Annotated in this window: 30 protein-coding genes and 1 pseudogene; 25 read left to right on the top strand and 6 right to left on the bottom strand. The window is 36.2% G+C overall.

Annotated features, from left to right (window positions below; translation table 11 throughout):
* Positions 1 to 10: 10 nt before the first annotated feature.
* The 17 genes from F7731_RS01070 (at position 11) to F7731_RS00985 (ending at position 16,421) form a co-directional block, all read left to right on the top strand.
* Entirely contained in the window at positions 11 to 1,102 is a 1,092-nt protein-coding gene (locus F7731_RS01070) for a cysteine protease StiP family protein (protein WP_212031147.1), read from the top strand.
* A complete protein-coding gene (locus tag F7731_RS01065) occupies positions 1,099 to 1,899 on the top strand; it encodes an HAD family hydrolase (protein ID WP_151532914.1) in 801 nt (266 codons plus the stop codon). The genes F7731_RS01070 and F7731_RS01065 overlap by 4 nt, the downstream gene beginning before the upstream one ends.
* A 572-nt stretch (positions 1,900 to 2,471) precedes the next feature.
* The gene (locus tag F7731_RS01055) at positions 2,472 to 4,109 is read left to right on the top strand and encodes a YceG family protein (protein WP_151532912.1); all 1,638 of its coding nucleotides are present in this window, start codon (positions 2,472 to 2,474) and stop codon (positions 4,107 to 4,109) included.
* Between the two features lie 12 nt (positions 4,110 to 4,121).
* Complete coding sequence (locus F7731_RS01050) at positions 4,122 to 5,222, top strand: toxic anion resistance protein (RefSeq protein WP_151533694.1); 1,101 nt, start codon at positions 4,122 to 4,124, stop codon at positions 5,220 to 5,222.
* Positions 5,223 to 5,274: 52 nt separating this feature from the next.
* Positions 5,275 to 5,886: a TerD family protein gene (locus tag F7731_RS01045; RefSeq protein WP_151532911.1), complete on the top strand. Its 612-nt coding sequence runs from the start codon at positions 5,275 to 5,277 to the stop codon at positions 5,884 to 5,886.
* 236 nt (positions 5,887 to 6,122) lie between these two features.
* A complete protein-coding gene (locus F7731_RS01040; protein ID WP_151532910.1) occupies positions 6,123 to 6,824 on the top strand; it encodes an anthrax toxin lethal factor-related metalloendopeptidase in 702 nt (233 codons plus the stop codon).
* 62 nt (positions 6,825 to 6,886) lie between these two features.
* Complete coding sequence (locus F7731_RS01035) at positions 6,887 to 7,681, top strand: thymidylate synthase (protein ID WP_151532909.1); 795 nt, start codon at positions 6,887 to 6,889, stop codon at positions 7,679 to 7,681.
* Complete coding sequence (locus F7731_RS01030; protein ID WP_151532908.1) at positions 7,678 to 8,163, top strand: dihydrofolate reductase; 486 nt, start codon at positions 7,678 to 7,680, stop codon at positions 8,161 to 8,163. Before F7731_RS01035 ends, F7731_RS01030 begins: the two co-directional genes overlap by 4 nt.
* 172 nt (positions 8,164 to 8,335) lie before the next feature.
* The gene (gene ilvA, locus F7731_RS01025; RefSeq protein WP_151532907.1) at positions 8,336 to 9,604 is read left to right on the top strand and encodes a threonine ammonia-lyase IlvA; all 1,269 of its coding nucleotides are present in this window, start codon (positions 8,336 to 8,338) and stop codon (positions 9,602 to 9,604) included.
* 174 nt (positions 9,605 to 9,778) lie between these two features.
* A complete protein-coding gene (locus tag F7731_RS01020; RefSeq protein ID WP_151532906.1) occupies positions 9,779 to 9,976 on the top strand; it encodes a twin-arginine translocase TatA/TatE family subunit in 198 nt (65 codons plus the stop codon).
* 74 nt (positions 9,977 to 10,050) lie between these two features.
* A complete protein-coding gene (gene tatC, locus F7731_RS01015; protein ID WP_151532905.1) occupies positions 10,051 to 10,809 on the top strand; it encodes a twin-arginine translocase subunit TatC in 759 nt (252 codons plus the stop codon).
* A gap of 132 nt (positions 10,810 to 10,941) precedes the next feature.
* On the top strand, positions 10,942 to 11,196 hold the full coding sequence (locus F7731_RS01010; protein ID WP_151532904.1) for a DUF2535 family protein: 255 nt from the start codon (positions 10,942 to 10,944) through the stop codon (positions 11,194 to 11,196).
* Between the two features lie 301 nt (positions 11,197 to 11,497).
* Positions 11,498 to 13,111, top strand: coding sequence for a sensor histidine kinase (locus F7731_RS01005; protein ID WP_151532903.1), 1,614 nt, complete (start codon positions 11,498 to 11,500; stop codon positions 13,109 to 13,111).
* A gap of 89 nt (positions 13,112 to 13,200) precedes the next feature.
* Positions 13,201 to 14,163, top strand: a complete 963-nt coding sequence (locus F7731_RS01000; protein WP_151532902.1) for a nucleoside hydrolase — start codon at positions 13,201 to 13,203, stop codon at positions 14,161 to 14,163.
* A gap of 99 nt (positions 14,164 to 14,262) precedes the next feature.
* Complete coding sequence (locus F7731_RS00995) at positions 14,263 to 14,844, top strand: SCO family protein (protein ID WP_246197110.1); 582 nt, start codon at positions 14,263 to 14,265, stop codon at positions 14,842 to 14,844.
* A gap of 162 nt (positions 14,845 to 15,006) precedes the next feature.
* Positions 15,007 to 15,843, top strand: coding sequence for an SGNH/GDSL hydrolase family protein (locus F7731_RS00990; protein WP_246197109.1), 837 nt, complete (start codon positions 15,007 to 15,009; stop codon positions 15,841 to 15,843).
* Complete coding sequence (locus F7731_RS00985; RefSeq protein WP_212031131.1) at positions 15,843 to 16,421, top strand: YpmS family protein; 579 nt, start codon at positions 15,843 to 15,845, stop codon at positions 16,419 to 16,421. The genes F7731_RS00990 and F7731_RS00985 overlap by 1 nt, the downstream gene beginning before the upstream one ends.
* A 54-nt stretch (positions 16,422 to 16,475) precedes the next feature.
* On the opposite strand, the gene F7731_RS00980 is transcribed toward F7731_RS00985, so the two are convergent.
* Positions 16,476 to 17,240 (bottom strand): DUF4397 domain-containing protein, encoded by a 765-nt coding sequence (locus F7731_RS00980; RefSeq protein ID WP_151532900.1) that lies wholly within the window; start codon positions 17,238 to 17,240, stop codon positions 16,476 to 16,478.
* Positions 17,241 to 17,570: 330 nt separating this feature from the next.
* Between F7731_RS00980 and rsgA the strand changes: the two genes are divergently transcribed.
* From rsgA to F7731_RS00955, 5 genes and pseudogenes are all read left to right on the top strand, one after another.
* Positions 17,571 to 18,638 carry a ribosome small subunit-dependent GTPase A gene (gene rsgA / locus F7731_RS00975; RefSeq protein ID WP_170289621.1) on the top strand — a complete coding sequence of 356 codons (1,068 nt, stop codon included), beginning with the start codon at positions 17,571 to 17,573 and terminating at the stop codon, positions 18,636 to 18,638.
* A 307-nt stretch (positions 18,639 to 18,945) separates the two neighbouring features.
* Positions 18,946 to 19,047, top strand: a pseudogene (locus F7731_RS27225) (YjcZ family sporulation protein); the annotation flags it as partial.
* 158 nt (positions 19,048 to 19,205) lie between these two features.
* Positions 19,206 to 19,397 (top strand): hypothetical protein, encoded by a 192-nt coding sequence (locus F7731_RS00965; RefSeq protein WP_151532898.1) that lies wholly within the window; start codon positions 19,206 to 19,208, stop codon positions 19,395 to 19,397.
* A gap of 279 nt (positions 19,398 to 19,676) precedes the next feature.
* Positions 19,677 to 19,898, top strand: a complete 222-nt coding sequence (locus F7731_RS00960; protein WP_151532897.1) for a YozE family protein — start codon at positions 19,677 to 19,679, stop codon at positions 19,896 to 19,898.
* 137 nt (positions 19,899 to 20,035) lie between these two features.
* Positions 20,036 to 20,734: a hypothetical protein gene (locus F7731_RS00955; protein WP_151532896.1), complete on the top strand. Its 699-nt coding sequence runs from the start codon at positions 20,036 to 20,038 to the stop codon at positions 20,732 to 20,734.
* On the opposite strand, the gene F7731_RS26300 is transcribed toward F7731_RS00955, so the two are convergent.
* Positions 20,731 to 20,898: a hypothetical protein gene (locus tag F7731_RS26300; RefSeq protein ID WP_170289620.1), complete on the bottom strand. Its 168-nt coding sequence runs from the start codon at positions 20,896 to 20,898 to the stop codon at positions 20,731 to 20,733. The two genes, F7731_RS00955 and F7731_RS26300, sit on opposite strands and share 4 nt — an antisense overlap.
* A 154-nt stretch (positions 20,899 to 21,052) precedes the next feature.
* Between F7731_RS26300 and F7731_RS00950 the strand changes: the two genes are divergently transcribed.
* Positions 21,053 to 21,226, top strand: coding sequence for a YozD family protein (locus F7731_RS00950; RefSeq protein WP_151532895.1), 174 nt, complete (start codon positions 21,053 to 21,055; stop codon positions 21,224 to 21,226).
* A 25-nt stretch (positions 21,227 to 21,251) separates the two neighbouring features.
* On the opposite strand, the gene F7731_RS00945 is transcribed toward F7731_RS00950, so the two are convergent.
* On the bottom strand, positions 21,252 to 22,247 hold the full coding sequence (locus tag F7731_RS00945; protein WP_343032842.1) for a 2-hydroxyacid dehydrogenase: 996 nt from the start codon (positions 22,245 to 22,247) through the stop codon (positions 21,252 to 21,254).
* Between the two features lie 129 nt (positions 22,248 to 22,376).
* The gene (locus F7731_RS00940; RefSeq protein WP_151532894.1) at positions 22,377 to 23,237 is read right to left on the bottom strand and encodes a glycerophosphodiester phosphodiesterase; all 861 of its coding nucleotides are present in this window, start codon (positions 23,235 to 23,237) and stop codon (positions 22,377 to 22,379) included.
* Between the two features lie 251 nt (positions 23,238 to 23,488).
* On the opposite strand from F7731_RS00940, the gene F7731_RS00935 reads away from it, so the two are divergent.
* Positions 23,489 to 23,797, top strand: a complete 309-nt coding sequence (locus tag F7731_RS00935) for a YodL domain-containing protein (RefSeq protein WP_151532893.1) — start codon at positions 23,489 to 23,491, stop codon at positions 23,795 to 23,797.
* Positions 23,798 to 23,849: 52 nt separating this feature from the next.
* Here F7731_RS00935 and F7731_RS27035 read toward each other — a convergent pair whose 3' ends face one another.
* Together F7731_RS27035 and F7731_RS27030 are read right to left on the bottom strand one after the other, a co-directional pair.
* Complete coding sequence (locus F7731_RS27035) at positions 23,850 to 23,984, bottom strand: hypothetical protein (RefSeq protein ID WP_281352190.1); 135 nt, start codon at positions 23,982 to 23,984, stop codon at positions 23,850 to 23,852.
* A gap of 12 nt (positions 23,985 to 23,996) precedes the next feature.
* Positions 23,997 to 24,125 carry a hypothetical protein gene (locus tag F7731_RS27030; protein ID WP_281352189.1) on the bottom strand — a complete coding sequence of 43 codons (129 nt, stop codon included), beginning with the start codon at positions 24,123 to 24,125 and terminating at the stop codon, positions 23,997 to 23,999.
* 147 nt (positions 24,126 to 24,272) lie between these two features.
* On the opposite strand from F7731_RS27030, the gene deoD reads away from it, so the two are divergent.
* On the top strand, positions 24,273 to 24,977 hold the full coding sequence (gene deoD, locus F7731_RS00930) for a purine-nucleoside phosphorylase (protein WP_151532892.1): 705 nt from the start codon (positions 24,273 to 24,275) through the stop codon (positions 24,975 to 24,977).
* The last annotated feature ends 54 nt before the right edge of the window (positions 24,978 to 25,031 follow it).

The raw sequence follows: 25,031 nt of genomic DNA, 5'->3' as shown, positions 1-25,031 counted from the left end.
TAATAAGATTATGTTCGGATCGTATAAAAAGGAAGATGTCATTTTCCTATTAAAGGATGTTAGTGATTTTCAGCTTGAAGGGACGATTGAAAGCCGGGAAAAACAAATTCAATTAGGCCGCCATTATAGCGAGACATTGCCGATCGAGTATCAGCCGCCTGCCTCTTATATACAATTATTTCGTGAAACACTTATGGAGTATAAGGAAAAAGTAGCGTTATGCACGGGAATCGTTGCTGAACAAATTTATCAGCTTAAAGGAGAGGATACGGTTCTTGTTTCACTTGCGCGTGCAGGAACACCTGTTGGGGCCCTAATAAAACGATATTTGAAAGAAAGGTATAATAAGGAACTGCCCCATTATAGTGTTTCTATTATTCGTGATAGAGGTTTAGATGAGAATGCAATCCGCTATATCATTGAAAAACATCCGAATAAGAATATTCAATTTATTGATGGCTGGACAGGAAAAGGAGCTATATCCATTGAGCTTACGAAAGCTTGTCAGGCTGTTTACGAGAAATTTGGTATTAGACTAGATGATACACTTGCTGTTCTTGCAGATCCGGGACATTGTACAACCCTTTATGGAACGAGGGAGGACTTCTTAATCCCAAGTGCTTGTTTAAATTCAACGGTTTCTGGATTAGTAAGTCGTACAGTTCTGAATTGTGACATCATTGGACAGAAAGATTTCCATGGTGCAAAATTTTATCGGGAACTAGCGGAATCAGATCTTTCGAACGAATATTTAGATGCGATCACAAATGAATTCCCACATATATTTGTTGAAGCAAAGCAAAGGGCTATACAATTGCAAACTCGCAAAGAAGAAGCAAATTTCCAAGGCATGCAAGATGTCTTGAGAATAAAGGAAGAGTTTCAAATTGAAACAACTCACTATATTAAGCCGGGTGTGGGGGAAACAACAAGAGTATTATTAAGAAGGGTTCCTTGGAAGATTTTAATGAAAGATATCGAAAGTCCATTTGTTAAACATATTCTTATGCTGGCAAAAGAAAGGAATGTGGAAATCGTTCATTATCCGGAAATGAGCTATACATGTTGCGGGTTAATTAAAAAGGTCGAACGCCGCCAATGAGGATGTTTGCTTCCGACCTAGACCGTACACTTATTTATTCAGAGCGTGCGTTAGCAGATTTTAAACAAACAAAGATGAATCATTTAATTGGCGTAGAAAAGAAAGCCAATCAAAACATTGCCTTCATGACAAAGAAGTCACTTGCCGACCTTCGATATATTGCCGAAAATACGCTGTTTGTACCTGTGACAACGAGAACGTTGGAGCAATTTAAGCGAATTTTTATTTTATCTATAGATATTCCGCTAACTTATGCCATTACGTCAAATGGTGCGAATATCATATATAAAGGTAATCCGCATAAAGAGTGGAGAAGCTTAGTTGATGAGCGGCTTAAAGCGGAATGTGCTTCTCTTGAAGAAATGATCAAACATGTAGAGAGTAATAATCTTAAAGGTACAATTAAAATTGCTGAATCACTGTTCTTTTACTATATTCTTGAAGAAAGCATTCATCAGGATACGAAGGATTTGATCAAATCATTGGCGAATCAAGCTGGATGGAGGATATCGCTCCAAGGAAGAAAGCTGTATTTCATGCCAAAACCAATCTGTAAAGGTGAGGCTGTAAAGTTTATTAAAGAGCGTGAGGGAATCACATCCATTTACGGTGCAGGGGACTCTTTGCTTGATCATGATTTTTTAAAAACTTGCGACTTTCCTTTTGTTCCATCTCACGGGGAATTAGCTAGTGAGACAATTGGGGATATACGGTATACATTGACGCAAGAAAGGGGAGTAGCGGCTGGGGAAGAGATTCTTTCTACTATTAAATTCGCATTAGCCAAATCCAGCTGACCTCATAGCCATTTTCTTATAATGCAGAAAAGGCATGCCCCAAAAATGTAAGAACTAAAAAAGATAAATAATCCCCATAAATATGAAAAATGCAGTGATATAGTTAGAAACGTAATCAGTAAAGACCAGAAAAATAAGTCAACTAATACAAAGGTACCAGATCCTAATACTTCCTCGACCAATTCTAAATCGGATTCATGTAAATGATATTTGGCTTTTCTAAATAAAAACCGCATGATTAATCACCTTCTATACCTTATGGTACTTAAAGGTATGCTAAGACAAGCTGAAAGGTGAAGGAATGGAGATATAAAGAATTTCAAAAATAAGATGGTATCATTTTAGAAACCTTTTTGATTTATGGTATGATTGTAATAACTTTACATATTATCGCAGATTAACGGGCTGTAAGACTCCCATTTCGAGTAGCGTGGTACAAAAAAATTCTGAGTGAGAGATCTAACAGCCCGTAAAGGCCCGACGACGGACAGGATGTCCTAGTCAGGCGAAAGCCACAGGACGTGGCGTTTTGAACTTTAACATCTTTCGCTTGCAGAGGGAAGGGAAGTAGAATGAATTATTCATTTAGTCAAATCAAAACACATCTATTGCCGATTTCTTTTGATAATTGGCTAATTAATTTAAAAAAGGCAATCAAAGACAGGGCTCAATTTTCAATTGTGCAAGGAACGATCCATATCCCTCAAGTGATTGCTCGTTTTAGCGGGATTCCGTTAGATGAGGATGAATACTATAATCGATTGTATGATTTAATCCATACTGAGCAGACAAACCTTATTCTTATAAGTGAAGAAGCTCTGAACAAAACAATAGATAATCAACAATTTCAATCTATACAGAAGGTGTTAAATTTCCATAAGGAGCAAAATTTATCCATCAACCGTTTTGTAGCCTTTCTTGACGGTGAACAGTTATTATTGAAGTCCAAACTCCCATCCTTACATAGGAAGGCAAGAGAGGCAATGATGTCTGTCCTACAGCTTTTTTCGTCAAAGGAAGAGGGTGGCTTAAATAATCCAGATTTACGGAGAGTTATTGTCGATGTGATTAAATGGACGTTTAATCATATTGCACCTATTTGGCCACAAGCTAACCCAGAACAAATGATGCCGAAATTTTTATGGTATGGTGATGCCAATAAAAGCCAGCAATATTTTTTATATTATTTAATGACCTTAGGGTGTGATATCATTTCTTTTGCACCTTCAGGAAATGATTGGCTAGCAGGTTTAGATGATGGGCAGGAAGAACCATTTATCTATAAATATCCTGGTGTGAAACAAGAGGAGCCTTTTCCGACTGAAAGAAGCAGAAGAACAGCAACAGTCGCCTATCGGGCCTCTCGTGAAATAGAATCTATTTTGAATCATGAAGGGTCGCATTTTTATAAGCCATGGCAACTTCGCGATTATACCCCATTATCTGTAACGTTAAAAACAACATATGATGAGTTATTTATTTTAATAAAAGAAAAAGCAATGATCCGCCCTAATTTTGCAGTGATGAACGGTCAAGTGAAAATCCCAGCTATTTTTGCGAAAGTTCAAGGTGTAAGTAAAAACCGGAAAGAGTATTGGGAACGTTTACAAACTGTTTCTGAATTTGAAAATAGTCTCTTAATAAAAAAGTTTCCTTTTACAAATAGCGTCAATAATGATTTTCGCTTCCATTATCGAAACGCTCTCGGTAAGGATGGGTTGTTGGATCCGCAGAAAATGATTACTGCCCACTATTGGAAATATCAGCATTTGCCAACTGGTCTGCAAAATGGGATTGCTACAGCAATTCGTAATATTTGTGCAAGGCCGTATATAAAACCGATTTATCATGAAAGTGAAGAGGAATTAAAAACTTATTTATTCACACAAGGGATGCAAATCCCAGCAAGTGTTTTACAGCTCCTGCAAAAGTTTGATTATTCCCAAGATATCCCTAAACTCATTCTTTACAATAATGAACTAAATGGGACGATGACGAGAACAGATGCAGCATTATTATTGCTGTTAAATCAATTCGGTATCGATATCGTACTATATAATCCTCCTGGCCAAAATGATCTTGAGAATTTTATAGAAGAAGGGTTATATGATGTTCATTGGCTAGAGGATGTTGTCTTTGAACAAGAATTTAAAGAGCCATCCATTTTTAAAAAAGTAAAAGGCATGTTTAAAAATTTAAGGGGAGATTGAAAGATGAACGAAATGCAGCAGACAAACCTAGATATCACTTTAACAAAACCGCAAGAAGATAAATTGACTGAAGCAACTGCATCAGAAATGAAGCTTGCATTAAGAAATGACCCTGAAGTCCAAAATTTAGTCAGATCAATTGATGAGCGGGATCAAATTCAAATTCTTGAATTTGGAAAAGAGCCAGCAACACAAATCTCCCGTTTTTCAGATCAAATTTTAAGCAATATGAGAACGACTAAAGTAGAAGATTCTGGTGAATTAATAAAGCAGCTTGGCAGAATCATGGACAAATTTGATAAAAAGGACTTTGAGAAAACTTCCGGAGGCTTATTTGGGAAGCTTTTCAAAAAAGGTGAGAAGCTTATCGATAAGCTATTTGGAAAATACCAAACGATGGGTCAAGAAATTGATAAAGTATATGTCGAGATTTCTAAGTATCAAAGTGAAATGGTTGATTCTACTACGATGCTTGATCAAATGTATGAGCAAAACTATCAATATTATTTAACGCTTGAAAAATTTGCAGTCGCCGGGCAAATGAAGGTGGATGAATTAAAAGCGAATCAGCTTCCACAGCTTGAATCTCGTACGGCTGCTGGTGACCAAATGGCTTCTATGCAATTAGATACGTTAAGAAATGCGATCGATTTATTGGAGCAAAGAGTATATGATTTGGAAATGGCGAAAATGGTTTCATTGCAAACAGCACCGCAAATTCGCCTTCTGCAAAGGGGAAATACGAAGCTAATTGGTAAGATTAATTCTGCATTTGTGACAACCATTCCCATTTTTAAAAATGGGTTAATTCAGGCGGTCGCTGCAAAAAGACAAAAGCTCGTTGCAGATTCCATGAATGAACTTGATAGAAGAACAAATGAGATGCTTTTGCGCAATGCGCAAAATATTTCTTCCCAAAGCGCTGATATTGCTAGACTTGCTGGAGCCCCTAGCATTAAGATTGAGACGATAGAAGAATCATGGAATATTATAATTAAAGGAATGCAGGAGACAAAAGCAATTGAAGAAGAGAATAAGCTGATGCGCGAGGAAGGGACAAGAAGGTTAGAACAGCTTCAAGATAATTTTAAAAAGCTTAAACAGCAAGGATAATGATTTAAAACAAACATGAGCAAAAATAAAATCAATTAATGGGGTGAATAGTATGGCAATAAATTTACAAAAAGGGCAACGTGTTGATTTAACAAAAGGGAATCCTGGATTATCAAAAATTATGGTTGGTCTCGGTTGGGATCCTGTGCAAAGCCGTGGAGGAGGCGGTTTATTCGGTGCGCTGTTCGGCGGCGGAAGCGGCCCAAATATCGATTGTGATGCTTCAGTTGTCATGGTTGACGAAAATGACAAGATAAGAAATAATAGCGATGTCATCTATTTCGGCAATTTAAAAAGTGCTGATGGCAGTATTCAACATACAGGAGATAATTTAACAGGCGATGGAGATGGCGATGACGAGCAAATTCTCGTTGATTTAAGCCGTGTTCCAGAACAAATTAAAAAGCTTGTATTTATCGTTAATATTTATGACTGTGTGAAAAGAAAACAGCATTTCGGAATGATTCAAAATGCCTTTATCCGCATAGTTAATTCGGCTAACAATCAGGAAATGATCCATTATAATTTATCGGATGACTATAATGGTAAAACAAGTTTAGTCGTAGGTGAAATCTATCGCCACGGTGCAGATTGGAAGTTTGTAGCGGTCGGAACAGGAACAACTGCTCCTGGGCTAGCCGACATTGTCCGTTCTTACACATAAAAAGCAAGAGTTGATAAATTAACTTGTCCATCCTAAATAGAATGATGAGAAGCCTTGGTATTATGCTAAGGCTTTTTCCCGTTGACCATCCTTTTGTGCATCATTTTCCAATTGTTTTCTAGTAATCTATCATATTAAGCTTTTTTTTCTTATGCTATAATTTATATAGTATCCTTTAATATTTTGAGATTACTATATATTCGAACAACTTTGAACTGCAGGTGGGATCCATCATAATGAAAAGAATGCAATCATTATTCATATTAATGGCTTTATCCCTTTCTTCATTAGGCAGTTCGCAAGCGGAGATGGGCGGAATTCAGCTAAAGGATTATCCGCGAAATTCACTTCTTTACCAAAATCTTACCCTCGCTTCATCAGCGCTATTGGAAAAAATCATCGTATTGCCATTAGGATCTTTTGATGAGCTTGAGGCTGCCGGGATTATTGAAAGAGTAGATCATCTGCCATATTTTATATTAGAAAAAATGGTCAATGAAAATATAAAGCTGAAGTTATTTGTCGGTCAATTAACAGAAAACCCAACAGTAAAGGATTTAACAGGGGTGATTCCAAGAGGATATACAAATAATACGACTTGGGATGATGTACCTGGGATAGGCGGCTCCAAAACGGTTTTAGTAAAGATAGGCTATAGTGAAAAAGGAAAAGGTCATGGCTCCGTTAATTTGGAACTACATGAGCTTGCACATTCGATTGATAAATATGTATACGAGGGGATTCGCTTTAATCAAGAGTTCCTGTCCATTTGGAATAAAGAAAAAGAGGCATTATTTCCAAATCAAGACTATTTTCTAAATTTCCCTGAGGAATATTTTGCAGAGGCTTTTGCAATGTATTATTTGGGCAGCCATACGAGAATGATCTTAAAGGAGCGAGCGTCAGAAACTTACCGATTTATCCAAAAATTAAATTAATTTATTGCTGATTCCTTATTTGATAATATAGGAGAAAGCATGATAGAAAAGGTAGGATGTAAATGAAACAATATTTAGAACTTTGTAAACATGTCCTAGAAAATGGCGTTAAAAAAGAGGACCGAACGGGAACAGGGACAATCAGTACATTCGGATATCAGATGCGTTTTGATCTTCAGGAAGGATTCCCTGTCTTAACAACGAAAAAGCTGCATTTGCGGTCAATTATTTATGAATTGCTTTGGTTTTTGCAAGGAGATACGAATGTTAAATATCTTCAGGACAATGGGGTAAGAATATGGAATGAATGGGCAGATGAAAGAGGCAATTTAGGCCCTGTTTATGGTCATCAATGGAGATCATGGACAGGGGCAGATGGTAGCACAATTGATCAGATCAGTTCATTAATTGAGCAAATCAAAACAAATCCTGATTCAAGGCGATTAATTGTCAATGCATGGAATGTCGGGGATATTGAGAAAATGGCGCTTCCGCCTTGTCATTGCATGTTCCAATTTTATGTTGCGGACGGAAAGCTATCCTGTCAGCTGTACCAAAGATCTGCAGATGTATTTTTAGGAGTACCATTTAATATTGCGTCCTATGCTCTTCTTACATTAATGATTGCCCAAGTTTGTGATTTAGAGCCGGGTGAATTCATTCATACATTTGGTGACACGCATATTTATTTAAATCATTTAGATCAAGTTAACCTTCAGCTAAGCCGTGAGCCTAAGGCGTTGCCAAAAATGAAAATAAACCAAGAGGTTAAAGATATTTTCAGTTTTACATATGAAGATTTTGAATTAGTCGATTATGAAGCCCATCCTCATATTAAAGGAGAGGTAAGTGTATGATATCCCTAATTTGGGCAATGGACGATAACCGTGTAATCGGTAAAGATAATCAGCTTCCATGGCATCTGCCAGAAGATTTAAAGTTTTTTAAACGAACGACAATGGGACATCCGATTGCGATGGGAAGAAAAACTTTTGATTCAATCGGAAAACCGCTTCCTGGGAGAGAGAATATTGTTGTGACTCGCAATCATGAATTTTCTCATGAAGGAGTAACCGTGCTTCATTCTGTTGATGAGTTAATTGCGTATAGTAAGAAAAAGGGTGAAGAGGTCTTCGTTATTGGCGGAGCGGAGATATTTAAGCTCATCACCACAGCTGCTGATCGGCTTTATTTAACGAGAATACATGCAGAATTTGATGGAGATACCTTTTTTCCAGCTTTGAATATGGCTGAATGGGAGCTTAAATCCAAGGAAAAAGGAATCAAAGATGAGAAAAATCCTTATGACTATGAGTTTGAAATCTATTATAGAAAATAAGCCGAAAGAAAAGACTCCTCGTTAACAGGAGTCTTTTCGCATTATATGCTGTAATTATAGTTGCTATCAACGAATATCGTAAAAATACTAAATTTTTAAATTATACGGTTGAAATCAAGTTTACAAGTGGTATAATTAACAAATTAAATCGTATAGAAGTGAGGGTGACAATATGGAACAGAAAGTATTGAAAAAGAAATGGGTGCATTTGGAGGATATTTTAATTGCATACCAGCACTTGAAAGATGTCGTCGCCCATACACCATTGCAAAAAAATGAGCGGCTATCCGAAAAGTATGAATGCAATGTTTTTTTAAAAAGGGAGGATTTGCAGCATGTTCGCTCCTTTAAACTTAGGGGGGCATACTATGCGGTAAAATCCTTAACTACAGAGGAACTTGAAAAAGGCGTTGTTTGTGCAAGTGCCGGCAATCATGCTCAAGGTGTAGCATATGCATGCAAACATTTAGGTGTAAGAGGAAAAATCTTTATGCCAGCGACAACACCAAGGCAAAAAGTAAGCCAAGTTGAAATGTTTGGTCGAGGCTTTGTAGATATTGTATTAGTTGGCGATACATTTGATGATTCTTATGCTGAAGCCCATAGCTGTGCAAAAGAAGAAGAGCGCACATTTATTCATCCATTTAATGATGAAAGAGTCATTGCTGGTCAAGGTACAGTAGCAGTGGAAATTTTGAATGACTGCGAGGAGCCGATTGATTATGTTTTTGCCAGTATTGGCGGAGGGGGCTTAATGTCAGGACTTAGCACTTATTTTAAAAGTATCTCACCGCAAACGAAGCTGGTGGGCGTTGAACCAACAGGTGCAGCTTCGATGCAGGAGTCTTTCATGAATAAATGTCTCACTACTTTAAATGAGATTGATAAATTTATTGATGGAGCAGCAGTTAAATGTGTTGGGGAGAAAAATTTTGATATTTGTGAAGAGCTTGTGGATGATATAGTGCTCGTACCAGAGGGGAAGGCATGTACGACCATCCTTGAACTATATAATGAGCATGCGATAGTCGTAGAGCCAGCAGGGGCTCTGTCCATTTCAGCTCTTGATTTATATAAAGATGATATTAAAGGCAAAAATGTAGTATGTGTCATTAGCGGTGGGAATAATGATATTGGCAGAATGCAAGAAATGAAGGAAAGATCTTTATTATATGAAGGACTATTATATTATTTTATTGTGAATTTTCCTCAGCGTGCCGGAGCTTTGCGTGAATTCTTAGATGAAGTTCTCGGTCCAAATGATGATATTACTAGATTTGAATATACGAAAAAGAATAATAAAGATAATGGCCCAGCATTAGTAGGCATTGAGCTTAAGAATAGAGATGATTATCCTGGCTTAATTTCCCGAATGAATAAAAAGGGCTTTGCCTATCAGGAAATCAATAATGACAGCAATCTCTTCCATTTGCTTGTTTAATAAACATACCAATATTATAATAATGAGGTAAATCTTTCAAATTTTATTTATAGCGACATCATTATTGACGGTTTGTGAATTAAATATGAACTTTTGTGGAGAAGTGCCACAAGCCGCCATAAAAGCTATATAATAAAATTAGATTTGCCAGTACGTATAATAAGGAGAATGTTTATGCTTTCAAACATCGGGTTTCCTGGATTGATTCTTATTCTTGTTTTAGCATTAATCGTATTTGGACCAAAAAAATTACCAGAAATTGGCCGTGCTTTTGGGCAAACTCTTAGGGAATTTAAAAAATCAACTCGTGAATTAACGAGTGATGTTATGGAAGAATTAGAAGATAACGATAAGAAAAAAACGATTAAATAAGGTGGCAAGATGTTATGTCTTGCCTTTTTTCATCTATTTGAATTTATTTAACATCGTTATATCGGGAGAACAGAATGGAAGATAAAGAACAGAACTTAGTTGAGCATTTGGATGAATTAAGAAAGAGGCTGATTATTTCAGTAGCTGCTTTTTTAATTTTTTTTGTAGTTGGATTTATATATGTTGAGGAAATTTACCATTGGTTTGTCCGTGATCTAGCTGTCAAGCTCATAGTGCTTGGTCCGAGTGACATTATTTGGGTTTATTTTATGATTGCAACTGTCATCGCTATTGCTGGAACCATTCCTGTTTTAGCTTTGCAAATATGGTTCTTTGTTAAGCCTGCCTTATTGCCAAATGAACGGAGAATTTCTCTATCCTATATACCAGCGTTATTTTTATTATTTATCGTTGGTCTTTGTTTCGGTTATTTTGTTATTTTTCCAATTGTTTTAGACTTTCTTGTTAACTTAGGAGGGCAGATGCTGGAAACGAATTTTACAGCGGAGAAGTATTTCCAGTTTATTATGCATATGACACTCCCATTTGGTGTCCTTTTTGAATTGCCAGTTGTTGTCATGTTTTTGACTTCATTAGGGATATTAAACCCATATGCTCTTTCAAAAATTCGCAAATATGCCTATTTTGTTTTAATCGTCATTGCAGTTGTCATTTCTCCGCCTGACTTTATGTCAGATTTCCTTGTTGCGATTCCGTTATTATTCTTATACGAAATTAGCATCAATTTATCTAAAATTGTTTTTAAACGGAAATTGAAAAGGGAAAGAGAAACTGGCGATCAAACTGAGTTTGAGCAGCTGGATGAAAATTAGCAGCATGGATAAGTATTTAATCCAAATTACGAATTTGACCAAAAAAAATTGTGATACATCTATAATGAGACACCATTCGATAGTGATTTCATGTATAATATAGTCAAACGGGTAAAAAAGAGGATTGATACTTTGCTATTGAAAAGCCTAGAGTTCAAAAATGCTGTTGGACAGAAGGTTAAGATTACGGAAATTCCTGTATTGGAGAGAAATAGCCCATTTTATTTCATGATTCAAGTCCGTTTGCAAACTTTTATGACATCTCTTTATAGGGATTCTACAAAAGTACTGAAAAGCTATTCATTTAGAGAGTATTTAAAAAGAATTTTAAAATGGCCAGTTTTTGAGGAGTTGTTTAAAACTCCGGAATTAAAGAATAATGCTTAAACCTTTTGAGTATCGGTCTAAACCGGTACTCATTTTTATTTTCTGCAGGAAAAAAGCCTAAGCAAATTTGCTTAGGCTGTGTGGAATTTTTAGCTAGGAAATGTGTTAGTGTTGGTTTAAGACCTCAATTCTACTATACCATAATTAAATGATTAATATATGATATAGTAGAATGGTTCATTTAAATGTCAATTTGAATGATTATGCAAATATTGTTATATTTAAATGATTTAAAAGGAAAAATGAACTTCTTTGTCGAATGGTAACATAGTTGAGATTATTAGGATTAGGGGAATGATTTATGAAAGATCAAATGAATAACTTACCTTTATCCAAAAAAGCTTTTCTATTCTCTTTTTACATTAGTTTTATTCTTGTTGTTACAACTGCAGGTTTAATTCTGATCCTCCAAGCCAAAGAAATGGAAAAGCAAATGCGAAGTCGCGTAACTGAAATGTCTTTACTATGGAATAATACTTTAGATGCAAAAGATATTAGTGAGTTGAATAACAGAAGAGATTATTCACATCCACTATTTCATCAAATAACTGAAAAACTATCAATTGTAAATAAAAATGCACGACATACAAATGCTTATCTACTCTCACCAGAATTCACGGATGAAAATGATATTTTCATTCTAGCAGGCTCAGGGGGAACAGAGGAAACGGATATGCATCCATTGGCTTATTATGCAGCAGAAAGTGCATATATAAATAGCTATAAGGATGCAATATTAACTAAAGCGGCAACAGCAACTGGGCTGTACAAAGATCATTTTGGTCTTTTTGTCTCTTCATTCGTTCCAATTACTGGGCAAACAGGTGAGGTAGTTGGCGTTATTAACTTTAAAATGGATGCGGCTCTCATTAATAAGTATCAAAAGAACATATTAATATATGTTATTGGCATGTCTTTGCTCCTTATGAGTATAGGTTACTTTATTTTAAATAAGGGCTTAAGGAAAGTATTAAGTCCGGTGAATGATATTATTTTTGGATTTAATGAAGTGAGTAATGGAAACTTTAATGTTAAATTGAAGTCCGCTGATCAGTATGACGTGGGGGTTATTGCTGAGCGCTTTAACAATATGACGAGTCAATTATCCCTACTTTTTGAACGATTATCTGCTACTTCAGAGGAGTTTGGCACAAATAATAAAAATATTGCTACAATGCACAGATTTGAAGAAGCTATTGATGAAATGGAACAAATTTTACATAAGACGAAAATTCAACGTGAACTTCAAAAAGCAGAAAAAATGAATGCCATCGGGCAGCTGGCGGCATCAGTTGCCCATGAAATTAGGAATCCAATGACAGTTGTTAAAGGCTTCTTACAAATCTTTTTGGCAAAAGAGCAAATGAGTGAAGAAGAGCGGACATACATAAAGCTTATGATTGAGGAAATGAATAGGGCCGAAACAATCATTAATGATTATCTTTCGTTGGCGAAGCCAGATATGGAGCAAGTGGAAGAAGTGGACGCAGCAGAAGCGGCTACGAAAGTACTTGATTTAATGAACTCGTATGCGATGATGTCTAAGAACATCAACGTTATGCCTACATTAACGGAGGGCGTGTTTATTAAAGGAAATTTAAGTGAGTTAAAACAGGTTCTCATCAATATATTAAAAAACGGGATTGAAGCGATGAAGGAAGGCGGTACTTTAACAGTTGCCGTTTATCGAGATGAGAAATATGGAATATTCGAAATTAGCGATACCGGGATTGGCATGAGTTCGGAGGAGCTAGAGCGATTAGGAACTGCTTTTTATTCATTAAAAGAAAAAGGAACGGGCATTGGGATGATGGTTTGTTACCAAATCATCGAAAGAATGAAAGGAAAGATCGAAGTACAAAGCCAAAATGGGCAAGGAACAACTTTCAAAATTTACGTTCCGATAATGGATTAACTTGTATGAGCTCCCCTAAAATTTAGTTTAAAACCTGCTTAACAAACATAGCTATTGAATATGTTTATTGTAGGAGGGGATGATCTTTCATGAAGAGAAAAAACGTCCTTCTATTTAGTGACTTTGGCATTGATGATATTGTCGCAATATTATTTGCAGATTTTTGCCCGGAAATTAATATTGTTGGCGTTGTTGCGGATTATGGAAATGTACCAAGAAAAGTGGCAATAAGGAATGCTGCCTACTTGCAGGAAGTGACAGGGATAGATCTTCAGATATATGGCGGTGCTTTATTGCCTTTGACTGGTGAGATGCCTGTATATGTCCCTGAGGTTCACGGGATTGAAGGATTAGGACCTATTATCCCAAATCTACAAGTAAACGAAAATTTATTCGAAAACTTTAATGAAGTGGTAACATTAATTGAGAAATATAAGAATGATCTCATCATTGTAAATGTAGGGAGATTATCTTCACTGGCGACAGCTTTTATTTTGTTTCCAAGGCTGATGGATAAAGTGAAGGATTTTTATATTATGGGTGGGGCGTTTCATGTGCCGGGAAATGTGACACCTGCTGCAGAGGCTAATTTTTTTGGTGATCCGTATGCTGCCAAAATTCTCATCAATAATGCACACAAAAAGATTCATGTATTACCTTTAGATGTAACGATGTCTGCCATCATTACACCTGCAGTTATCGATTCTTTGAATGAATATTATCAAGCTACTCAAAATAAAGTGGGTCTTTTGATTAAACCGATGGTCGATTATTATTACTCTTTTTATCAAAAGTCGAACCCGGGCATAGGCGGCAGTCCATTGCATGATTTATTTACATTATGGTCATTACTTGATAGTGCAGAAATTAGATATGTTGAGGTACCGATCCAAATTGTCGTAGATAGGGGCATTGCATTTGGGCAAAGTATTGGGGATTTTAGGAAGAATCCTGATCTTGAATCAAAGGATTACCAGATTCATAAGGTGGCTGTACAATTTAATTACCATCATTTCGTTAAATCATTTTATGAAATCATGCGAAAACCGTAAGGAATATTCTAATCTTTCACATGTTTGCCACACTTTTTTCTTTCTTCTTTCGTTTCTCTCTGCTAGAATAGGGTCGAATATGCAGAGGAGCGGATAAAATTGAGATTTAAGTATTTGACTATAATTTTAGCAATATTAGCTGTCGTAGGATTGTCAGCTTGCGGCAAAGGGGAAATAAAAGGCGCGAAAAATTGGCCAATCGCTGATTTCACATTTACCGATAACGAAAACAATTCGCTCAGTTTAGCCAATTTGAATGGAAAAGTATGGGTTGCTGATTTCATCTATACGAATTGTCCGGATGTTTGCCTACCAATGACTTTTAATATGGCAAAATTACAAGACTTAGCAAAAAAAGAGAAAATCGAAAATATTGAATTTGTTTCTTTTAGTATTGACCCAGAAGTTGATAGCCCTAAGGTTTTAACAGAGTACGCTAAATATTTTGATGTTGATTTTAAGAATTGGCATTTTCTAACTGGATACAAGCAAGAAGAAATTGAAAAATTTGCTATGGATAACTTCAAAACGTTAGTTAAAAAGCCTGAAAATGATCCAAATGTCATTCACCAAACATATTTTTATTTAGTGAACAAGGAAGGCAAGATTATGAAATTATATTCTGGTCTTGATGACATTCCATTTGATGAAATCATAAAAGACATAAAGACGTTACAATAGACCTTTTAGGTCTTTTTTCTTTTGATTAGTTCAATTATCCTGTTTTTTCCTCCTAAAGTTGAATTGTTTTGAATAAAGAGTAACGTGTTATAATAACGTATACGGAAATTTTACGCTTCACTACTTCTTTAAGTTCTACGTTTTACAAAGGCGGGTGATTACTTGAAATTCAAACTCCCCATTTTCTTAATCAGCATATTTATTTTGACATCCTGCAGTATGCTTTCCTCCACGAATATTGGGCATTTTAATCAAGCGAAGCAAACGGCTCTAACGACTAAAACAGAGCCACCAGAAGACTTTATTCCACATGATATTACGATCGTCTCCGCTGGAGATTCATTAACAGAAGGTGTCGGGGATAGTACAAATAGTGGTGGGTATATTCCATATTTAAAAGAAAAATTAGAAGATAATAGAGGAATTAGCAGTGCTCATTTTTTTAATTTCGGTGTTAAAGGAAATCGCTCTGATCAGCTTCTTACTCGATTGAACTCTAGTAAAATTAAAACGGCAGTAAGAGAGGCAGATATGGTGATCGTTACGATCGGCGGAAATGATATGATGCAGGTCGTTAGGGAGAACTTTTCAAACTTAAAATTTAGGGCGTTTCATAAACAAAAACAAAAATACATTGAAAATCTTGAAGAAGTAATCAATAAATTACGGAAGGATAACCCTGATGGTATCATTGTCTTAGTTGGTCTGTATAATCCATTTTTAAAATGGTTTGCCAATATTAGCGAGCTTAATGTGATTATTGATGAATGGAATAAAACAAGTAAAAAAACACTTGCCAAATATCCAAATACGTATTTTGTTGAAATTGATGATCTTTTCCAAAAGAACTCAGAGGAATTGCTTTATACTGATTACTTCCATCCGAATGATAAAGGATACGAGCTTATTGCAAACCGTGTATATGAAACTTTAAAAGAGGGTGCATTAAATAAGATAACAGAAAGATTTTATACAGTGGGGAATGGAGAGAAATATTGATGAAACAAAAATGGAAAATATTCTTTTTCCTTTTACTAGGGATGAATATCATTATCGTTGTGGCTTTAGTCACAGCTGTAAAAGCTCCTATTAAAGATGAAGCAGTGGAGAATCAAAAAATGGTTTCGGGATCATATGTCCCATTAAAAATTCAAGCAGAGAAAGAGGATTTAAATCAAGTCATTAATCATTACCTTGAAAAGGAAGGATTAACAGGACCGATACATTACCAAGTCGTTTTAGGTAAATACGTGGAATTATATGGCACGATTCCGGTCTTTAGCCAGGAAATTCAAATGAAGCTTGCTTTTGAGCCCATCGCCTTAGATAATGGCGATATATTGCTCCAGCAAAAATCAATATCCGTAGGGAAGCTCCAGCTGCCAGTATCGTACGTTTTGAAGTTTGTTCGGGATAAATACAAGCTTCCTGAGTGGGTAACAATTCAGCCAAACGCAGAAAATATTTATGTTTCATTGCAAAAAATGAAATTAAAAAGCGATATTCATGTAAAAGTTGATGAGTTTGATTTAGAAAATGATGATATTCGCTTTACACTGCTTGTACCAGTTAAATAAAGTAAAAGAAAGGCATGATGCAAAAGCGAGGCAAGCTTTTGCATCATGCCTTTTTTAATTTTTGATGATAATTATTTCAAGTCCCGGCTCACTCGCCGTCGATCCGACGAGTAGAATTGTGTAGGCATGGTTTGGCATTAATTGCAAATGAGGAAGAGGCAGGACGATATTAGAAGAGCCTGCAATTCTTGCTTCTAAATCTACCGTCATAGGGGAGAGTGCGAGATAGTTTGTATATTTTCGGAAGGATATATTTGAAAAAATTACCTCTCTTCCTTTAATTGCTAAATCCAATGCCGGTGCATCTGGGGATAGATTTACAAATCTGAATTTCGATTGCCCGATAGGGACTTGTGGATCATCGACTATAGCAAGCCATCTTAAATTTTTTACAAGTCCAGATGGAATGAGTGTATAGGACCTTCCGTGTTCAACGATGATTTTTCGGCTTAGAAAAGTGGAGACCATATTTCCAGTTGGATAAATATCGACTTGATGTTTACCAGCAGGAAGAGAAAAATAATTGCTTGCCTCTTTATAAGGGAAGTTCTTTAATATTCGTATACCATCAATATAAATATCTACATTAGGCATATCAATTGAAGCATGTACGAATCGAATTTTTCCCGAGCCGCCTTGAACATGGTGATTTGACGTCGGATTAGTGCGCATAGTTTGGACGGCCATACCCATATAATGCAAATGTTTTTGATAATAGGCGATATGTTTATTAGGGTCGGTGTATTTAAAATAATTTGCCAGCAAGTCATACATACTAGCTTTTGTGATTAAATCATAATAATTTCCATTTCGGGACATACCCCTCGCTCCTATCTAGATGGTGTATACGTCAATAACATATGCAAAAGTTTATAGGTTTGTGTCTCACTCTTATTGTTCAAAAAGTTCTGTAAAAAAGTCTTTACATTTGGATATACGTTCCATATAATAAAATTAATTATGTGAAAGGCGGGTGAAGTGTAATGAAGAAATTTATCATTGAAAGTAAGCTCATTGTCGATAATCATTGCACAGCCCAAATTACATCTGTTTAATACGATAGGAATATTCTTTTTTCTATGCATATTAAACCGTGGGCTGTGTTGCCTACGGTTTTTTTATTATTTCAATGCATGGAGGAAGAAAAATTTGAATTTACAATCTATTGGATTTAATGACTATTTTGAAAAAGAATTTGATGTATATAAAGCAAAGGGCTTTTCAGTTGGTCGAATAGCACTGGAACATAAACGAATGTATCGTGTTTGGACTGAAAATGGGGAGCTATTATGCGATGTAGCGGGGAAGTTTTCATATATGGCTAGCACAAGGGAGGATTATCCAGCTGTTGGAGATTGGGTAGTTTTCAGCCCCCGTTACGATGAAGGGCGGGGCACTATTCATGCTGTGTTGCCTAGAAAAAGTAAATTTTCAAGAAAAGCTGCTGGTCTGAATACAGAAGAACAAATTGTAGCCGCAAATGTTGATACTATTTTCCTTGTTAATTCTTTAAACGATGATCTTAATTTACGGCGAATCGAAAGGTATTTGCTTTTAACTTGGGAAAGCGGCGCAAACCCGGTCATTGTTTTGACGAAAGCAGATTTATGTGAAGCTTTAGAAGAAAAATTAAATGAAATAGAAACTGTTGCAATGGGTGTGCCTGTAGTTGTTGTCAGTGTTTTAGAAGAGAAAGGAATCGACAATCTGCAACCTTATTTACTTCCTAATAATTCAATAGCACTCCTTGGGTCTTCGGGTGTCGGAAAGTCTACCTTGACGAATTATCTTTTAGGGGACGAAAAGCAAAAAGTCCAAAATATTCGTGAAGGCGATGATAAAGGCCGCCACACGACGACCCATCGCGAATTAATTCAGTTGCCAAATGGGACCATGTTAATCGATACGCCAGGAATGAGAGAGCTGCAGCTTTGGGATAGCGGCGACGGATTAGTGGAAAGCTTTTCAGATATTGAAGAATTGGCTAAACAATGTAAGTATCGAGACTGCGCTCATAATCAAGAGCCTGGGTGTGCGATTCAGCAGGCAATTAATCAAGGCGCGATAGATCATCAGCGGCTGAAAAGCTATAAAAAGCTGCAAAAGGAGCTCGCTTATTTAGAAAGAAAACAAGATCAACTGGCTCAAGCAGAAGAGAAAAAGCGCTGGAAGAGCATTCATGTAAGTATGAAAAAGTCAAAAAAAAATAGTTATTAACTGCCATCAAAAAGGATCTCAATTGCTGTTGAGGTCCTTTATTATATTTACGTAGTTTTATTACTTTTTGTAAAATGGGCAAATGCCCGTACAGAACAAGCCCCCACATCATAAGTTAATATGGAAAATGCCCAAAAAAATTGAGGAGTGAAGTATTATGTATGGTGGCTATGGCTATGGTTGTGATCCTTGCTATCCTGGATATGGTTTTCCAGTAGCAGGTGCATATGCAGGACCTGTTGGAGGTTTTGGTGGATTTGACGGCTACGGCTTAGGCGGATTTGGCGGCTGTGGCGGCTGTGGCTTCGGTGGTGGCTTCGGTGGTGGCTTCGCCTTAATCGTAGTATTGTTTATTCTACTAATCATTATCGGCGCAAGCTGCTTCGGCTTCGGCAGCGGATGTTGTTAATATTAACATTAATGTTTAGGGCTGTCTTTATTAAAGGGCAGTCTTTTTTACTGTCCCCCATCGTTCACAAAGAATTCACTCTTTGATCACAAACTTCTTTTTCTCACTCTTTATAATGGATATAGGGAGAATATTCGTAATAAATTGGGGGAAGGTATATGCAACTTACTTTAATGATAATGCTTGCAGTAGCAATGTTCGTCTTATTTTTTTGTGGTTATTTTGCTGGTGTTATTAAAGAAAAATACGGGAAAAACTGGCTCCAAGCAGTTCCGATTACAGTAGCCATTTTGATGTTTAATATTATTTGGATTCTTACAGAATTAGCGAAATCTTCACGTTTTCAGTAAGGAATAAGGTAGAGAAAAGCAGCCCAATGTGCTGCTTTTTGTCTAGCTCCAGCGCCTACCCCCTCGAGGTCACAAGCCGAGCCTCCCAGAAAGGTAAAGAACACCTTTCCGAGAGGCTCGTCTTGCGCTTGTTGGGGGTGACCGAGGCGCTTCCGCTTTTCTATTTTCTCTGGACTGAAACCTAATTTATCGATTATAGTAGACGATATAAATAATTTTACTCTCCAAAATAGAGAAACTGCATAAACTATTAAAAATAATATTTAAGAGGCGTTTATTATGGCAAAAACTTTTTATCACTTTTTAATGAAATATCGGCATCCAGCACCGAAAGATGCGCTAAGCCGCTTTGCAAATGAGGCATATTTAGATCACAGCTTTCCAAAAACATCATCAGATTATCATGAAATAAGCTCCTATTTAGAATTAAATGGTTCTTATATGGAAAGTATGGCTGTGTTCGATGATGCATGGGACTTATATTTGATCGCGGAAAGTTAATTTGCAATTAAAGGTGTCTTTTTAGGTTTTTAGCTATTTTTCCTAACAGTGTTCCGTGTATACGGACCGAAATTTCCTCTCCTTGCATATAATATTCTAATCAATATTCACGACTCACACCCGAGAGGATGGAGGAAATGGGCGAAAGGAAAAAATCAAAATATAAAATCGGTGATACAGTCGTGATCACTATTTATGGCACTGTTGGAAAGATTACAGATGTAAAATGGCTGGATGGAATGTATGTCTACGAAGTCAATAAAAGTGAAGGTCTTTTTATGGAGTCCAGTCTTAAAATGCTCTCTGAATTAGAGGGAGAAATATTGGAGAAGGAGCATATTGACATCGAATACAAGTACTTCTTTGGCGATTTAGTTCAAGTAAAGGGCTATGGATCCGATTTATTTAAAATTGTAGGATTTAGAACAGAAATTTGGAGATACAAAGAAGATGCGTGGGAAGATGTTATATATGAGTTGACAAGAATAAGTGATGCAGAATGGCTTGAAGCGGGGGAAGAGGAGCTCACCCTAATCGCTGACGCGGAAAGTGCGGAAAGCTTCATTCAGAAGTTGGGACTTTTATATTTGCTTAATAAAAAAGAGCAGCTGCCAACATTAATAGAACAGAAAGGACCAACTTTCCGCAAGGCTGAAAAAGAAAGACTTGCAATTATTCAGGAAAAAAAACATTTAATCGACGGGCTGCTAGATATTTATAATGATTACCGGGTTTTATTTGAAATGTTTCACGATGATGAATATAGACATATTATGCGTGTCATTTTAAGAAAGCTGAAGCACGTTGTTAATAATGATGGAAAGAGCACAGTTTAGCTTTGCTGGATCAAGTGAAATAGCAAATAAGCCATATAGGGAATGCCGAATAAAAGTATCATTTTATACATGCCATTAAGAATTCGCTGAAAAAAATTAATAATTACACTATCTTCATCGTTCACATCTTCTAAAAATGCTGCAGCTAATCTAGATATACTCATAATATTCTCCTCCGTAAATAAAATAAATCTCTTAATTTTCTATCATTCTTAAAATCAAATATATGCCAGTTAAATTTTAAAAATGTCACAAGAAATTTATTGTTGCATGAAAGTTGAAGGGTCGTCATACATTCTTTGTAAAGGGGGCGGTGCTGTGAAAGAAATTGAGGTTATTATTGATACGGAAGAAATAGCGGATTATTTCTTTCATGAGCTAACGAGCAGGGGATATGTGCCTGCCGAAGGGGAGTTAGAAGAACTGGCTGATATTGTGTTCGATTATTTACTGCAAAAATGTATTATTGATGAAGAAATTGAAGATGAATAAAATAAAAAAATGACGAGTCATCCCGTCATTTTTTTAATGAACCTAGCTCCCGGTTTACGAGGTTTGAAGGTATTTTGCCTTCTAATGCTTCTGTTAAGTTCTTGGCTGCTAGTTCCCACATTTTTGTTCTTGTTTGAATACTGGCACTGCCGATATGAGGAAGGGTAACAACATTTGGAAACTGTAAAAGAGGGTGGTTTACATCAATTGGTTCTTGTTCAAAGACGTCTAATCCAGCACCCCAAATATCGCCTTCTGATAAAGCTTGAATGAGGTCCGCTTCGTTTACGATGCCGCCTCTAGCAGTATTAACTAATACTGCTGACTTTTTCATTTTTTTCAATTGTTTAAGCGTGATAAAATTTTTAGTTTCTTGCGTAAGTGGGGTAAGAATACACACAAAATCCGATGTTTGCAGTAATGTGTCTAAGTCAGTATATTCAATGTCTAGCTCAGCTTCTAAATCTGGCTTCGGATTGCGGCTATTGTACAATAGTTTCATATTAAAGCCCTTTGCTCTTCTTGCTACTGCTGCGCCAATCTCACCTAAACCAATAATGCCTAATGTTGAACCGTAAACATCCATCCCAGTCATATACATAGGTGACCATGTTTGCCAATTTCCCTCTCTTAAGGAATTCGAAGCTTCTATTAATCTTCTTGAAGTAGCAAGGAGAAGGGCAAAGGTAAGGTCTGCTGTCGTTTCTGTAAGCACCCCTGGAGTATTCGTGACCATTATTTCTCTTGAGGTCGCTTTCTCTAGCTCAATGTTATTATAGCCAACCGCCAAATTACTAATCACCTTAAGATTAGTGCCATTTTCAAGCACTTCTTCATCAATTTTTTCGGTTAACAGACAAAGCAAGCCATCTGTTTGAGGTACCTTATTTACCAATTCCTTTCTAGGTATTTCAATATCCTCTTCGTCCCAATAGTCTACGATAAATCTTTCTTGCAAATACTTTAAAACATGCTCGGGTGGTTTACGAGTAATGAAAACTTTCTTTTTAATTGAATTCATCTCCTAGCGATTAAATATTTTGAAAGCTTTGCTCTAAATATTACATTACCCATTAAAATTAAGTATTTCAAGAATGTATCCAAAAAAATGGCCCAATTTTTAAAACTTGGGCTTTTTCTAATTTATTCATTATTCCTTAATCAGAGGTGAGATAAAACTTGTAAACTTATAACTTGGTTTTCTAAATTCTTCATTAGAGATAATTCCGTGCACACCTAAACGCTGCATGATTGGGAATTGATATTGTTTCTTTATCGTCCATGAGAAAATATCGAATCCTAATAAATGCGCTTTATTAATAAATGATTTCGTCAGTAATTGGTGATTAATAGAAAGGAATGAAGCAAAAGGACGATAAGATGCTAATTGCAGCAAATCTAAAGGCTTATTTAATATAAGCCCGTGTCCGATATTTGGCACATACTCCTTTAACTTTTTCAATTCATTAATATTAAAGGTTTGTACCTTCAGCAATGCTGGATTTAGCCCATTTTCAATATGATAGGTTAGGATATCTGATAATATTTCAGTCATTCCTGGCTGTTTTTCAGGAGATTTCACATCTATTAATATTCCAATCGTTCCACCGAAAAGAGCAAGCACTTCTTCAAGAAGAGGAATCCTCTCATTCTTAAAATCTTCAGAAAACCATGAACCTGCATCTAGCATTTTCAATTCTTTAACTGTAAAATCACCGATTGCTCCTTTACCATTTGTTGTCCTTCTGACATCTTCGTCATGCAAAACGACTAATTGTTCATCTTTACTTAGTCTAATATCTAGTTCAATATAATCAAACCCAAGATCAACAGCTTTTTGAAAGGCGGCGAGTGTATTTTCAGGAGCGTGAAAGGAGGCACCCCGGTGCGCAATAGATGTGAATGGATGTATTGGTTGTACGTAATGCAAGATGCTAGAGATGGACAGCCAAAGACCAAGGAACATACTGAATAAAATAGCTGGTCTTTTATAAAGTGAGTATTCGATCATGTTACAGCCCCCTTTATCATTTATTATTAGTATATGAAACTATTGTTAATAATGTAAGCGCTTTCTAAAATGGATTTACTTCATTCGACAAAAATAGTTGTTTTTTGATGAAGGAAACGACACAGCGAATAGCAAAATAAAGAATCATGACAGAAATATTCGAATATTTAAATACATTTTACCTAATCCAAACGATCGAATCAATATGTGGGAAATAATTTTTTTCAACATTTTTAAGGAGGAATAAGGATATGTTAAAGGAGTTAACTAGGATTAAAAAGAAAGAATATGATGTGACGATCTTCCAAACACCTGAATTTCGACAAAGAAAAGGGTATAACCAAGTTTATCGATTAACTGTGGAAGCTAATAATCATAAAGAATGCATGTATTCTGTTTTTTCTACCTTTAATGTGCCTGATCGAATTCCTGAAGATTTTAAAGGACGCTTTATTTCGACCGGAGATATTCTCTATATTGATGAGGGGCGTAAGGGACAACATTATTTTCAATTACAAACGGGCGGATGGAAGGAAATTAACCGAATCCATATTAGGTAACGGGCATGTCTTGAGCTATGAATACATGAGCTCAAGACATGTGCGTATTGCATTATTGTTTGTTTTTTCTTCCGCCTGCTGCAGTAAACTCTTTGCCATGCGCTTCTTGCTCAGCAATGATTGCTTCGGGCGGTGTATGATTATTTTTTTTAGGTGAATTAATGCGGTTTCGATGCTTTTTACCCATTTGAATCCTCCATTACTTATTACTATTGGTTTTTACTGTTTTTGATGTATTTGGCGGTGTGTTATTTCGAGAAGTTGGATTCGTTTCATTTGCGTGTTGAACAGCCTGCCTAAGCTTTTTGCTCATTTTTTCATGAGTCATTTTAATTACCTCCTCTTCCAAAGCTATAAATAGCTTACCCTGATGGATAAAAAACATGCTCATAGTTCAATGTTTTATTGGCTAATGGAATTATGATATAGTGTATAGGGTACAATTAACGTAAGATTTTTTTGGGAGGCTATTTGAATGAGTATACATATTGGTGCAAAAGAAAATGAGATCGCAGAAACAGTCCTATTACCCGGTGATCCTTTACGGGCTAAATATATTGCTGAAACATTTTTAGAGAATGCTACATGCTATAATGAAGTTCGTGGCATGCTCGGTTTTACTGGTACATATAAGGGACATCGAATTTCTGTTCAAGGAACAGGGATGGGCGTTCCATCTATTTCGATTTATATTAATGAACTTATGCAAAGCTATAATGTGCAAAATTTAATTCGTGTAGGCACATGCGGAGCAATTCAAAAGGATGTAAAGGTTCGAGATGTTATTTTAGCGATGTCAGCATCCTCGGATTCGCAAATGAATCGTTTAACATTTGGCGGAGTTGATTTTGCTCCAACAGCGAACTTTGACCTATTGAAAGCCGCTTATGAGGCTGGAGTACAAAAAGGACTTCACCTAAAAGTCGGAAATGTATTTACATCTGATATGTTCTATAATGACAACTCTGAATTAGAAAAATGGGCTAAATATCAAATATTGGCGATTGAAATGGAGTCATCGGCTCTATATACTCTTGCTGCAAAATTTGGCAGAAATGCATTATCTGTCTTAACGGTTAGTGACCATATTTTAACTGGGGAAGAAACGACAGCCGAAGAAAGACAAACAACCTTCAGTGAAATGATTGAGGTAGCCCTAGAAGCGGCAATAAATAAATAGGTTTATTTTAGAACTGGTTATGTAAGAGAGCCAGTTCTTTTCCTTTTATCTAAT

The sequence above is a fragment of the Cytobacillus depressus genome, from assembly GCF_008923245.1.
In the GTDB taxonomy this organism is placed as follows: domain Bacteria; phylum Bacillota; class Bacilli; order Bacillales; family Cytobacillaceae; genus Cytobacillus; species Cytobacillus depressus.
This window is presented reverse-complemented; position numbering and strand designations above follow the sequence as displayed.